The 14,827-nt window shown below is 35.7% G+C and carries 8 protein-coding genes; 7 read left to right on the forward strand and 1 reads right to left on the reverse strand.

Annotation, left to right across the window (positions count from 1 at the left end; all coding sequences use genetic code 11):
- Positions 1 to 41: 41 nt before the first annotated feature.
- From FS486_RS16080 to FS486_RS16090, 3 genes are all read left to right on the forward strand, one after another.
- Positions 42 to 647, forward strand: a complete 606-nt coding sequence (locus tag FS486_RS16080; RefSeq protein WP_144512803.1) for a class D sortase — start codon at positions 42 to 44, stop codon at positions 645 to 647.
- A gap of 12 nt (positions 648 to 659) precedes the next feature.
- Complete coding sequence (locus FS486_RS16085; RefSeq protein WP_144512805.1) at positions 660 to 6,077, forward strand: SpaA isopeptide-forming pilin-related protein; 5,418 nt, start codon at positions 660 to 662, stop codon at positions 6,075 to 6,077.
- A 206-nt stretch (positions 6,078 to 6,283) separates the two neighbouring features.
- On the forward strand, positions 6,284 to 7,408 hold the full coding sequence (locus FS486_RS16090) for a DUF5050 domain-containing protein (RefSeq protein ID WP_144512806.1): 1,125 nt from the start codon (positions 6,284 to 6,286) through the stop codon (positions 7,406 to 7,408).
- Between the two features lie 59 nt (positions 7,409 to 7,467).
- On the opposite strand, the gene FS486_RS16095 is transcribed toward FS486_RS16090, so the two are convergent.
- The gene (locus FS486_RS16095) at positions 7,468 to 7,719 is read right to left on the reverse strand and encodes a hypothetical protein (RefSeq protein ID WP_144512807.1); all 252 of its coding nucleotides are present in this window, start codon (positions 7,717 to 7,719) and stop codon (positions 7,468 to 7,470) included.
- Between the two features lie 301 nt (positions 7,720 to 8,020).
- On the opposite strand from FS486_RS16095, the gene FS486_RS16100 reads away from it, so the two are divergent.
- The 4 genes from FS486_RS16100 to FS486_RS16115 all read left to right on the forward strand — a co-directional run bounded on the left by FS486_RS16100 (position 8,021) and on the right by FS486_RS16115 (position 14,729).
- Positions 8,021 to 10,606 (forward strand): bifunctional 2',3'-cyclic-nucleotide 2'-phosphodiesterase/3'-nucleotidase, encoded by a 2,586-nt coding sequence (locus FS486_RS16100; protein WP_186321485.1) that lies wholly within the window; start codon positions 8,021 to 8,023, stop codon positions 10,604 to 10,606.
- 178 nt (positions 10,607 to 10,784) lie between these two features.
- Positions 10,785 to 11,624: an SLAP domain-containing protein gene (locus FS486_RS16105; protein ID WP_186321486.1), complete on the forward strand. Its 840-nt coding sequence runs from the start codon at positions 10,785 to 10,787 to the stop codon at positions 11,622 to 11,624.
- A 407-nt stretch (positions 11,625 to 12,031) separates the two neighbouring features.
- Positions 12,032 to 13,168 (forward strand): hypothetical protein, encoded by a 1,137-nt coding sequence (locus FS486_RS16110; RefSeq protein ID WP_144512810.1) that lies wholly within the window; start codon positions 12,032 to 12,034, stop codon positions 13,166 to 13,168.
- A 433-nt stretch (positions 13,169 to 13,601) separates the two neighbouring features.
- On the forward strand, positions 13,602 to 14,729 hold the full coding sequence (locus FS486_RS16115) for a DegT/DnrJ/EryC1/StrS family aminotransferase (RefSeq protein WP_313957009.1): 1,128 nt from the start codon (positions 13,602 to 13,604) through the stop codon (positions 14,727 to 14,729).
- The last annotated feature ends 98 nt before the right edge of the window (positions 14,730 to 14,827 follow it).

Consider the following 14,827-nt stretch of genomic DNA (forward strand, 5'->3'; position numbering starts at 1 on the left):
AACAAGAATTGGACGTATTAACATGGAAAGGAGATGTAAATTTGCGGAGGATCATCAGTATAGGATTTCTACTTTTAGGTTTCTTCCTCCTGTTTTATCCACAGATTGAGAAAAAACTTTATGATACAAAGCAAGAGCAGCTCATAGAGGCTTTTGAAAATCTAGGAGAAACAATTCCTTATGAAGAAGCAGTTTCGCCGGTAGAAGTTCAAGCAAATGCTGGTGATAAAGAGCTAAGCTTATTAAATGGAGCAAGAGGAATTATTCGAATACCAAAAATTGATTTGGAAATGATGATTTTTGAGGGAGCAACACCAAATTCTTTGACAAAAGGAATTGGCATGATTGAACCCGACAAACAATTCGGTGTTAATAATATTGGACTTGCAGGCCATCGAGCGACAACAACGGGAAAACAATTCAATCGTCTAGATGAGCTGATCCCTCACGATATAGTGGAAGTTCAAACAGAAGCAGCAACATACGAGTTTGAAATTGTACAAACCTTTGTTGTGGATCGAACAGAGATAGAAGTATTACAGGATGGGCAAGAACCACTCTTGACATTAGTAACTTGCACCCCCCTCGGCAAAAAAAATCCAACCGACCGGTTAATCGTTCAAGCAATCTTAAAAAACACACGATAACAGGGGGTAGCTATGAAAAAGATAAGTTTTATAACGCTAGTATTTCTACTAGTCCTACAAAGTTTTATAGGACCAATTGCAGCTAGCGCAAACACTGACACTGGGTCGCCACAAGCGCAAAGCTTTACATTTGGCGAAGTCACAGTAAGCGAAGATGGCAAAGCCAGTATTCCATGGAGCTTTATTGCTGGTGACGAGGAAAGAGAAACTATATACACAAAACAAAGTAATCTTAAATTAGATGCACCAACAACTGGTACTCTAACAGGTAATATAGGCTCCTACACAATTTCAGTTGATGGGCTTATTACCGTAACGATTGCACCAAACCAATTGGCTGATGTTGCAGGATCAATTAGCATAGAAGGAGTGGCAACTGTTGCACCGCTAGCAGCAATCGATGAACAAGTAGCAGAAGAAGCTGCTTCCAATAGCGAATTAACAGAGATAAATACTGGAAAAGAAACAATAGATACAAGCGAAACTGGTTTAACAACAGAGGTTAAAGATGAAAAACCACCAGTTCCTTCATCCGAACTTGATAGTGTTGTACCTATTACTCATGTATCTAAAGTTTCTGTTCTAGTGGATAAAGAAGGTGGGGGTAAAGAGGATATTACATCTATTCCTAATTACGAACCTAAAAATGGAGACTTAGTTACATTAAATTTTGAACTTTTGGTGGAAGCGGGTCATAATTTTGGTGAAGGTTCGACTTTAACCTATCCATTACCAGCAATATTCTCGAATGCTTCTGGATCTGGAGAAGCGGGAACTGTTGGTTCCTTTCGAGTTGAAAATGGCAGTATTGTCGTTACATTTAATAGCACAATTCGAGATGATGGAAACCAAGGTATTAAGATAAATAACGCAAGTTTTGCGATTGGTGCAAAATATAGTGAGTCTAACACGGAGTTAGAATACGAATTAAAATTACCAGGCCAAGAAACGATCAAGTTAAATTTTAAACCCAAGGGTGGACATTCTATTACGAAAGACGGTACTCCCGAAAATAATGGAGCAAGCAGTAATTTTATTGACTGGCAAGTAGATATTAATACAAAATTAGACAATCTTTCTGGTGCGAAGTTTACAGATGTTTTGACACAAAGCAATCCTGGAAAACATACTTTTGGAACAAAATTTATTATCACTGAACTTATTGTAGATGCACAAGGTAAATTAAGTGATGGTGATTCAGTTTCTATTACACCGACGTATAATGATGCGAAAACAGAATTAACACTCGATCTTCCAAATGGCAAAAAAGCTTATCGTATTGTATATAATACGATAATCGATGAAAGCGATTCTGATTCCGGGAAGGCTATGTATAAAAATACGGCATCCATTCTTAATGACGGGAATACTCAAAAGGCAACTGGTAGCAAAGAGGTAACATGGGGACCGCCTTTGGAAAAATCAGTTGAAAGGTCTAATGAATATGGAAGTAGTGCGGAGTGGATCGTAAAGTATAACTATAACCGTAAAATAATAGCAAAAAGCGATGCAATACTCACAGATAAAATTACAGGAAGCCATAAAATTAAGGCTGCAACAGATGTTAAAGTTTATGACGAAAATGGTAACGCAATAGATGAGAGTTTATATTCAGTGAAACTCGATGCGGATGGGAAAGGTTATGTCTTAACATTTAACCAAGGTATCGACAAAGTACCGTATCAAATAAAGTATAAAACTATACAGACAGATTATTTTGTAGAAGGTGGAACAGTAAGTAATATCATTACCAGACAAGATGGTAAAAATGGTTCGAACAATAAAACATTTTTTCCGTACAGTAACCCAAGCATTGTAAAAACAACAAAAGGTACAAATTATAATGCTAAAACAATGGATTGGCAAATTGACGTAAATAAAGATTCTTATAATATGGGGAATATTGTTATAACTGACGAGTATAAAGGTGAGGGGATGAAGTATAAATCTGGCTCACTAAAAGTAACTGGTTTAACAGAAGGAGAATATACCTTTACTGACAAAGGTTTAGAAGGATTCATTTTCGAGGTACCAGGCTTAATTTCTAAGCCATTTACTATTAAGTACACTACGGATTATGGCATCCGAGATGTGGGTAGTAATACAAGGGATTATAAAAATGTAGCCGGAATAAAATGGGTATATAATAGCAAAAACTATGAATCTAGTGCTAATGCTACAGCCAATATTAAAGAGGAGCAAAAAGCTAATGGATATAAGAGTGGGGTTTATAACTACAAAGACAAGATGTTCAAATGGAAAGTAGGCATAAATTTCAATGCAAATACCCTTGCTAATGCAATCTTTAAGGATCAATTACCAGAGGGACAAAAAGTAAGAGATATAAAAGTAAATCCAGTAATTGTAAACGATGATGGCAGTGTTTCTCCTGATTCCGATAGAGAACCAATAACGCCCGAAATCAACCAAACGGGAGAGAATGCTTTTGAAATAGTGTTAGGGAATATTTCAGGTGCATATGAAATTACTTATATATCTGAGGATATTGATGGAATTTTCCCCGTAACTTCCGGGAATGTCAGAATTAAAAATAAAGCTGAATTATTTGATGGGGCGACACTAAATGCAAAATGGGAAGCTGAAGTTATAGTAGCTCACACAAATGAAACGATTACAAAAAACGGAAAAGGAAAAGATCAAACTTCCCTTATCGATTGGGACTTAAAGCTAAATTATGGTCAATCTAACTTATCAAACGTTAAAATAGTAGATACTGTAGGTAAAGATAATGATGAAAACCCAAATCAACTTATTCTAGAAGATTCATTCAAAGTGTATGAAGTAACTTTAACAGGTGAGTCAAAAGAAGGTACGCCTAGCGAAACCAAGGTATTAGTAGACACAGGATATACAATAATAGTAGATAATAAAACAGGTGAATTTACTCTTTCATTTGATGGTCCAATAACAAACGCCTATTACATTGAATATAGTTCAATTTTCTTAGGTTCACCAAATGACGAAGTCAAAAACGAAGCATTGTTACACTATGATGGTGTCACACAAGGAACTAAAGAAGTAAAGGAAAAGAAATTCAATTATTGGTTTAGTGGTTCCGGATCTACAACAAAAGTACCATTAAGACTCAAAAAGGTAGATGCAGTCACTGGTGAAGTTTTACCAGGCGCTAAGTTTGAACTTTATAATAAAGACAAAATTAAACTTACAGAAGGTGTAACAGATAAAAAAGGGGAGCTTTTATTCCCGGTTAAACTAGGTGAAGGAAAATATGACCTAGTCGAAAGAGAAGCACCAGCAGGGTATTTAAAAAATCAAAGCGAAGAAATAGAATTAAAAGCGGATTCCTTAGTAGAAGGTGTACAAGTAAAAAAAGTTACGAACCAAAAAGTTCTTCAAGCGATAGAACTAACGAAAACTGATGCAGAAGAGAACCCACTCAATGGTGTTGTGTTCCAACTTAGTCGTAAAGATCAATCAGGAGATTATAATACCATTTCAGGTTATGAAAATTTAGTAACTACTGAAGGGCGAATTTATGTAGAGGGTCTAGAACCTGGTGATTACAGATTAACTGAAACAAAAGCATTAGACGGTTACTGGTTAGACAAAACACCAATCGATTTCAAAGTACAAAAAGATCAAACAGAAGTTACTAAAAAGTCAATGACGAATTACAAACAAGGTGAGTTAACCGTAAAGAAAGTGGACGCAGATGATTCAACTAAATTTTTACCAAGTGCAGAATTCACGCTTTATGATGGAAAAACTGTAATTGGTACTGCAATAACAGATACGAATGGTATCGCTAAATTTACAAACATAAAATATGGTACCTACACTCTTAAGGAAACAAAAGCCCCAGAAGGTTACTTAATGGACAATGCAAATGCAAGTGGCTTAACTGTAACAATTGATTCCGCATCTAACGAAGTAGGACCAATTAAGAATGCTAAAATTCTCAATGCCTTTAAGTTAGTTAAAACAGACGGAGATAGCGGTGCCCTTTTAGAAGGTGCGGAGTTTAAATTACTATACAAGGATCGAGACGAGATAGTTAAAGATAAAGATGGAAAAGAATTAAAAAATCTAAAAACTAATAAAGATGGTGAAATTCAAGTAGGCGATCTCACAGCTGGCGAATACCGTCTTATTGAAACAATAGCGCCACAGTTTTATTTACTAGATTCTAAAGAACATCACTTTAATATAGTCCAAGATCAAATCACGTTTACAGATGTACCTGTCACAAACAAACGAGGTACAGGACAAATTGTTATTACAAAAGTGGACGCTTCCGATAATTCCAAACTACTTAACGGAGTCAAATTTGAACTTACCAATGGAGACGGTACCATTAAGGAGACTGCAACAACGGAAAATGGAATCGCAACATTCAAAGATTTACCATACGGTATCTATACTTTAAAAGAAACAATAGCTCATACTGATTATCTTCTAGATTCAACTGAGCATATAATTGAACTCGATTCAGCAACTCAAGAAGATGGGGAAATATTTACGAAAACAATTGAAAATAGCAAAACAAATCGCTCCATTTTATTAACGAAATATAATTCGGATAAATACTTGAAGCTAAAAGGGGCAATTTTCGAATTAAGAAAAGCAACGGCAGATGTAGATCAAGATGGAAATCCATTGTATGAGGTTGTTGCAGGAATAGATGAAGAGAAGTTAACAACTGATGACAATGGAGAAATTAGTTTAAAAGACTTACCTGTTGGAAAATATCAATTAATTGAAACAAAAGCACCTGCTGGGTATAAATTAGATAAAACACCAGTAGAGTTCGAAATTATTGAAAAACAGGAAAGAACCATCATACTAGAAAAAATGAATGCAAGAATATCGACAGGTGGAGGGGGAACACCAGTAGATCCAGGTAACCCAGTAGAACCGGGTAACCCAGGAGAACCAGGTGAGCCAGGAGAGCCGGGTAACCCAGGCGAGCCAGGTAAACCAGGCGAACCAGGCAAACCGGGCAAACCAGGAGAACCGGGTAAACCAGGCGAACCGGGTAAACCAGGAGAACCAGGCAAACCAGGGGAGCCGGGTAAACCAGGCGAACCGAGTAAACCAGGAGAGCCAGGTAAACCGGGAGAACCAGGTAACCCAGGCGAATCGGGTAACCCAGGAGAACCAGGCAATCCAGAGAATCCGAGTAACCCTGGAACTCCAGGTAACACAGGTAATTCAGGCAACCCGGATAATCCAAATAATAATGGCAATCCCAATGTTCCAGAACAGCCGAGTACACATGAAAAAGATAACAATCCAAAAGATTCAGGTTCTTTAATTGAAACTGATGGAGGAAAATATCTTCCACAAACTGGTGAGAACTACCCAATAGGAACACTTGTTGGAGGCATTGCTTCCATTCTAGTTGGACTTTGGATAGCATTTAATAGAAGAAAAACAAGTAAAGCATAATAATTAAGAGAACTATTAGTAGTTTATGAAAAACTACTAATAGTTCTCTTTTTTTGTATTATTATAGGTACAAAGTAATTATATTGAGTAATGGTATAGGTATTATTTCTTTTAATTAGCAATCTATTATTGTTGTTTTAGAACTAATAGTGGATGCTCATTAAATTAGTATTTAATATAATTAACTTAAAACTGGAGGGGTCAAGATGAACTACATATTTAAGTTATTTATTGCGATCATAATGATAGTAAGTATTTCTCCAATACATACCTTTGCAGCAACGTCCTCTCCCAAGACTATTACAAAGTCCGAGGAACAAAAAACGTACGATAATATAGTTAAAAGTTTACAAAATGCTGAATCTAGTATGACATTTAATCCAAATAAAATTAATTATAAAAACATCGGGAATTTAGTAACGAAGGCTGTCGCAAATAATCCTTCCATCTCTTACTATAATGGATTAACTGCCTTTTCAAATGGAACGGTTAATTTTAAATACAATGGTAGTAGACAAGCCGTTTTGGAGAAAAACAAAAAAGTAGAGACCGAAGTAAATAGAATAATTAAAGAGAAAATAAAAAAAGATATGAGCGACCTTGAAAAAGTAAAGGCCATTCATGATTATCTCGTATTATCAGTTGCATATGATTATGATAACTTTTTGAAAAACACGGTTCCGTATGATTCCTATGAGGCATATGGCTCACTTATAAATAAAGTCGCCGTTTGCGATGGTTATACAAAGGCAATGGCATTGTTACTTAATAAGGTGGGTGTTCAAGCGCTTCAAATTTCGGGAACTGGTAATGGTGGAGGCCATTCATGGAATATGATAAAAATAGAGGGGCAATATTACCACATTGATACTACGTGGGACGATCCAGTTCCAAACAAGCCGGGAAGTGTCCATTACAATTACTTTCTGAAAAATAATGAACAAATGAAAGTAGATCATCGATGGGATGAGAGTTCGTATCCAATAGCCAATAGTTCAAAATACAACTACTTTCACGTAATGAATACAATGGTAGAAAAAGATGGAATGTATTATTATTCCGATGCTAAAGACAATCTATTATATAAGATGGACAAGAAAACTTTAAAGAAAACAAGAATAATTGGAGACAAAGCTCCCTATTTTGCAATAAATGGTCAATGGATTTACTATAGTAATTATTCTAATGCTGGTTATCTATATAAAGTAAAGCTAGATGGAACTGGTAAGTTGCAAATTAATTCGAAGCATTCAAATGTTATGTACATATCAGGGGATGCTCTTTACTATCAGGATATTAAATCCAATAAGAATCTCAAATTGAGTTTATAGACTGAGTTAGCTAGTTCCTAAATTGGGACTAGCTTTTTTCATAAACAGAAATACCGCTACTATCTCATTTTCGGATCTAAATACTTATGGAAGATGATTTTGTTCGATTTACTTAGTTTTTGTTTTGCCAATTCTGGAGAATAGAAAATAGTAGATCCTAATGCGAGTTTGTCCGCCTCCGCTTCATAATCTATCACCGAGATATCCCATGTACCTGATTTTTTTAGTTTTTCAATGATGTCAATCGTCCAGATATCCACTCCTAATATAACATGCTCTGTCCTTCTCTTGTTTCTCTCTCGTTGATACATCAATCTGGCCTCTTTTCATTTAATTTTGCTAATTTTATCATACTATTTTTTTATATAGAAATTAGGGGCAGATTTCCCTGTATTTATTAACTTTTCGCAGTAATTAATTGGCTGAACGCAATCAAACCAGCAGAGAGGGCAACCAATTATCCAATGAAAACAACCATAGCCAAAAATAGGGCATTCCCATGTAAAAGGGTGTAGGTTTATTTTACAAAAACATTACAATATTCACATTGTACCAAATATTTCTTTTGATTATCTTTAAATAGAGACCTTTTTACAAAACGGGAGGGAAATTATGAAGAAGAATACAGTTAAAAAGACGGTCGTAGCCGCAGCTCTTGCGACATCATTACTAGCTTCTGCAAATGTTGGTTTTGCGAGTAGCTCAATGCAAGACGTAGTGGATCAAGCGAGAAAAGATATGAAGGAAGCTGCTTACGCTTATGTAGTGCCTGCGCAAAAGGGGAAACTTGCAACAAGTAAGGATCTATATCCTGCGTTAAATAAAGCAAAAGCTAATTATGCTAAAGCGAAAGATGCAATCGTCAAATCGAATGCAAAAAATAAAAATGTCCTATTAAAGGACTTAGAGGATTTATATAACGAAAGAATTACAAAAGGAATTGTTCCTTATATTGATGCTTATAATTATGCGGACAAGTATTTAAATCCTATCTTAGCGGATATCAAAGCTGCTGAAGCACAAAAAGATTGGGCGAAAGTGGAGAAATTATATCATCAATTATCTGTTCAATTGAAAAGTCGTACGGTCATTCTTTACCGTTTCACGGGAAAAGCAGCAAGAGATTTATTGTTAGATCAATATAAAGATCCAGCTAATAAAAAACGTGATCAGTTAATGGTGCCAGTAACTATTTATATGAAAGTAGTAGAAGCAGAAAAATTAATTGCTGCTGGTAAAAAAGAAGAGGCAGCGAAAGTGGTCGAATCCATTAAACCTCTACTTGATAAAGTACCTTCAACAAGTAGTTTGCCAATGATGAACGAGTTGCTAGAAAAAGTAGCGGCTTTAAACGTAGCTCCTTCGGATGAGGCAGATACTGTATCTTTACGTATTTTAGGTACTTCTGATATTCACACAAACATCGTGAACTATGATTATTACAAAGACACAGAGTCCAATAGTTTAGGACTTGCGAAAACAGCTACATTAATCAAGAATGCTCGAAAAGAAAATAGCAACACCCTATTATTTGACAATGGGGATGCAATCCAAGGTACTCCGCTTGGTTCTTATAAACAAGCTGTAGACAAGTTAGTTGATGGGGAAGAACACCCTTCTGTAACTGCGATGGAGCTTTTACAATATGATGGGGCTACTTTTGGTAACCATGAATTCAATTATGGTCTGGATTATTTAGATGAAGTGATGGACGATGCAAACTTCCCATATGTGAATGCCAATATTCACGATGCGGCTAGTGGAAAGTTAATGTATAAGCCTTATGTGTTGATCGATAAAGAAGTGGTTGATTCGGAAGGTAAAAAGTCAACGATTAAAGTAGGGGTTACTGGAATTGTTCCTCCTCAAATTCTAAAATGGGATAAAACTAATTTAGAAGGAAAAGTGACTGTCGAAGACTCGGTACAAGCTGTTACAGCAGTAGTGCCGGACATGCAAAAAGCAGGTGCGGATGTGATTGTCGTACTTTCTCACTCTGGTATTGGTGATGCAACACATGAAGTTGGGGAAGAGGATGTAACGTATTTACTTACTAAAATTAAAGGTGTAGATGCGATTATTACTGGACATGCACACCAAGTATTCCCAGGAAAAGTAGATGCTTCACTTACAAATGTGAACATCGAAAATGGGACGATGAATGATGTACCAGTTGTTATGCCTGGTAAATTCGGTAGTCATTTAGGCGTAATTGATTTGAAATTGAAGAAAAATGGCGACGACTGGAAAGTAGTTTCGTCAAAAGCAGAGGTACGTACGATTGCAAAAGATGCAACGGATGTCGATCAATCAGTAGTGAATGCAGTGAAAGAGGCGCATGAAGGGACAATCAACTATGTTCGTAAAGCAGTTGGAAAAACTACAGCCGATATTCACAGTTATTTCTCACAAGTACAAGATGATCCATCTATCCAAATTGTAACAGACGCTCAAACAGCATATGTGAAAGCGAAAATTAAAGGAACAGCAAATGAAAATGTTCCAGTGCTTTCTGCTGGCGCACCGTTTAAAGCAGGAACAAGAAGCGACCCAGAATACTACACATACGTCCCTAAAGGTGAGCTTGCTATTAAAAACGTAGCGGATCTCTACCTCTATGACAATACAATCTCAACAGTGAAGCTTACGGGAGCAGATGTAAAAGAATGGTTGGAAATGTCTGCTGGTCAGTTCAACCAAATCGATCCAGCTAAAACTGGTGAGCAACAATTGATCAACACAGACTTCCGCTCATACAACTATGACGTGATTGACGGCGTAACATACGAAATCGATGTTACACAACCAGCAAAATACGATGCAGACGGTAATCTTGTAAACAAAGATGCATCTCGTATCATAAACTTGCAATACAACGGCAAACCAATCGACTTAAAACAAGCATTTATCGTAGCAACAAATAACTACCGTGCAAGCGGAACATTCCCAGGTGTTCGCAATGCAATGGAAATAGAGATTCATCCGGATGAAAACCGTGAAATCATTATCGACTATATTCTAGCGGAGCAAACAATCGACCCATCCGCTGATGGCAACTGGAAATTTGCTGAATTGCCAGCAAAAGCACAAGTTGTGTTCGAATCTTCCAAACAAGCAGAAAAAGTTCTCCCAGCAGATGGTAATATCCAATATATTGGTGAGGGAACGGATGGATTTGGGAAGTACTCGATTAAATAAATGAATATATGAAAAGCAGCAGCTAGAGTGAAAACTTTGGCTGTTGTTTTTTTATCTTCCCTGTGTGAGAAACAATTCTGAATTTTGTCTTACACAGGGACATAATACTTCCAGGTGATACATAGAACTCCATATGTTATAATGGTATCAAGTTTTTATTTTGAAAGGAATGTTCCTATTGTTTAAACCGAAAAAAGCAAATCAACCGAAGTTAACAAATAGATTAAAAACAATGTTAGAGTTTAGTGAAAACTGGAGTATGGATCAACAAGAGCGTTACGTTTTCCAATACTACCACAACAAGCTGAAAGGATTGGATCCTAACCAAATCAACATTCATGGTGTGGAATTACATAAAACAGCTGAAGGCTTTATCATGACTGCTATTATCCGTCATTCTTTAGAAAAAAAATTGAATCTACAAGATATTCGATTAGTAGTACGTAATACAGAAGGTAAAGAGCTTGCAAGAAAAGATTTCAATATGGAGTACTTTGGTGTATTGAACTCATTAAGAGCTCGTCCATGGATATTCGAGTTTGAAAATGAGTCTTTGTTAGTGTCAGAGGACGAAATCAATGACAAAATGGAATTTGAAGTTGTATTTGAAATTCAAGAACCTGCAGTATCTCAATTTTCATTACAACTAGATGAAAATTGGTCTAATGGCTTAAATGAAGAACAAAAAACTTCTTTAGAAAACACACTTGCTGAGATGGAACCAACAAAGCAAGATGAAATTTCTGTCTCTGCTTTCAACTTAGAAGAAACAGAAGAGGGCGTAAGTGTTTATGTACTTATTCGCAACGCATTCAACGAAGAAATAACAATTAGCAACCTACCATTACAATTGTTCGATGCAACTGGTGAATTAGTAGCTCAGCTTGGATTCCCATTAGAGCAGTTCACAGTAAACCCGACTAACGCACGTCCGGTAAGCTTACATTTCCCTCAATCAGTGTTTAAGAAAGAAAATCCAGATTGGACAAGCTGGAATATTCAACTTACTGCTCAGTAATATTTTCCTATATTGGTGACCACTCAATAGTTAAAAACTTTTATACTGAATTGCATAGAATTTGTTAAAAAGATAGAAGTAACCAAGTTATAAAAAAACTTGGTTACTTTTTTTGTATGTGTTAAATGTTTTTTGTGAATTAATTTGAATTCCTATGAATCGTTCTTATTTATAAGTTAACAATGCTCAAGAAAAAAATGAATAATTTGAAGTATAGGAGTTTTAAACTAGAATAATAAGGGTATGAAATTTTAAGGGGCTGAAAATTTAGAATTGTAAAACAATAATTTCTGGCCTAGTACATAATGAAATGGGGGAATGATTCAAATCGCAGGGAGATTATCTAGGCGGGACAGTATTTATTATGTGAACGATCATAGTTTTCAACAAACAAGAGGAGGAGAAACATGAGTAAGCGTCTAATGAAACAAACGGTAGCATCGGTATTATTAACGGCATCTGTATTATCATTTTCCCCAACTGTTTTGGGTGCATCAAATTCTGTTGACCAATCGGTTAACAAGGTGAAGGCGGAGTTGAACAAGGCACCTACTTATTATGTGTATCCATCACTTGAAGAAAAACTTGTACCAAGTAACGAATTGTATTCCGTTTTAAACAGCGCAAAGAAAAATTATCAACTTACTAGAAGTGCAATAGTTTCCTCAAAACTTTCTGCATCCCAGAAACAAGCCAAGTTGAAAGAAATCGATGATCTTTATAGTGAAAAAGTTTCAAAAGGATTAGTGCCATATATAGATGCTTACAATTATGCAACAAAATATTTAGTCCCGATTATGAACGAAATTAAAGCCGCACAAGCTAGAAATGATTTTGCGGCAGTAGAAGCAGCATATCACAAACTATCATTCCAATTAAAAGGCCGAACAGCAATTCTATATCGCTTCTCAGGTAAAGCAGCACGTGATCTTCTGTTAGAACAATATAAAAAGCCAGCAGATGCCAAACGTGATGAATTAATGGTTCCCGTTACAATTTATATGGAAATCCTAAAAACGAAAGATTTATTAGCTGTAGGCAAAAAAGAAGAAGCTAAAAAAGCATATGCCGAAATTAATGCTCTATTAGATCGCCTTCCTAATGCAGCTACCAATAAATTCGTTGCCGCTCTGTTGGATGAAGTAGCTAAATTGAAAGCGGTAGTGGATGAAGCTACAGCGACACCTCAACAAGTATTCGATGCAAAAATCACCAGTTTAGCAACGGAACTTAATAAAACCCTATGGGATAAAATTACAACATCATCAGGCGGTTCTAACTCCTTAACTGTTGTTATTAAAGAAGATGCACCACTTGCCCAATTGTTAGGAAAAGAATTCTATCAAACATTTATTAATCACCTAGGTGTAACCAAAGTAAATGAATTTGATCCATTATCTACTGAAGCGGTGAACTCACTTTTATCTAAATTTCCAGCAGGAACAGACTCACTGGAAGATTTAAAAGGACAAACAGTCACTTTTCCTATCACTGTGAACGATGGTTCCGAACTAAAAGTAAACTTCACTATTTATTTTCAATAAGTCATTATTTATACATTAAAAATAAATGAGTCATTTTAAAATTGGCTGAAATAATGAAATGCCACCGTATAGGAAATAATTGTAACAATTAAATATAGTTCAAGAAAAAAGCAACAGCTAGAGTGAAAACACTTCTCCTGTTGCTTTTTTTGTCTTTATGAAAAAATTATCTAGAAATGCATCTAGCATAAATTGTTAATTAGAAAACGATTCTGACCTTTGTGGACAATACAGAAGTGTTCTATTAAGATACAATTATAGTGAAAATAACTTTTTCTACACTATTCACTCTTCATTTTCTAATAGATTTCTCCAAGTTCCCAACTTCACTTGATTAAGCCTTATTAGGTAATGAGGTTGCTATGCCAAAAAAGGTGTTTTCTTTATACTAGGGATAATAATAGGAAAAATAAATAATGATGAAAGCCGGTGTATGATGGAATTCAGAGATTTAAAGACTCAATATCAAACATATAAACAAGAAATCGACGCTGCGATACAAAAAGTTGTCACGGAAACAAACTTCATTGGTGGTAACGAAGTAAAAGAGCTAGAACAACAATTAGCAGATTATGTTGGAGTAAAACACTGTATTTCCTGTGCGAATGGAACAGAAGCAATGACATTGGTAATGATGTCTTGGGGAATCAAAAAGGGTGACGCGGTATTTATACCGGATTTCACATTCTTTTCAACAGGAGAAATTGTATCGTTTTTAGGTGCAACTCCTGTTTTCGTAGATGTAGATAGAGAAACGTTTAATATCGATACGATTAAATTGGAAGAAGCTATTATTAAAACGATTGAAGAAGGAAAATTGACTCCAAAGGTTATCATTCCTGTTGATTTGTTTGGACTTCCAGCAAACTATCCGGAGATCGAAAGAATTGCTAAAAAGTATGATTTGTTAGTATTAGAGGATGGTGCTCAAGGTTTTGGTGGTAATATTAATGGAAAAAGAGCATGTAGTTTTGGAGATGCCGCTACTACTTCGTTCTTTCCAGCTAAACCATTAGGCTGTTACGGTGATGGTGGAGCTATTTTTACTAATGATGATAAATTGGCAGAACTACTCACGTCTTTAAAAGTTCACGGAAAAGGCGAGAATAAGTACGATAATGTTAGAATTGGCGTTAACTCTAGGTTAGACACTATTCAAGCAGCAGTACTACAAGTAAAACTTAAAGCATTTATCGATCATGAAGTGGAAGATGTCAACCGAGTATATAGCTTATACAATGAGAGATTGAATGGAATTGTTGAAACTCCATTTATACCAGACGGATTTTATTCAAGTTTTGCCCAATATACGATTAAGCTAAAGGGCAATGAACAGCGGGATGGCTTACAGGCTAAACTAAAAGAGTATGATATTCCTAGTATGGTTTATTATGTTAAGCCAATGCATAAACAAGATGCTTTTACATATCTGGATATCAATGATCAAGACTTTGAAATTACTAATAAACTTTGTGATACAGTACTGTCATTACCGATGCATCCTTATTTGAGCGAAGAGGAAGTTGATAAAGTTTGTGATGTGATTAAAGAATTTAATTGAAATTTGAGGTAAGAATTAGCCGCTGGGTTGCTTTCAGCGGCTTTGTTTGTTGTAAAGTGTCCCTGTGCAAGAAACAATTCTAGACTATTATGTCAGTA

Origin of the sequence: Bacillus sp. FJAT-22090, from assembly GCF_007676755.1 — a bacterium.
GTDB lineage: Bacteria > Bacillota > Bacilli > Bacillales_A > Planococcaceae > Psychrobacillus.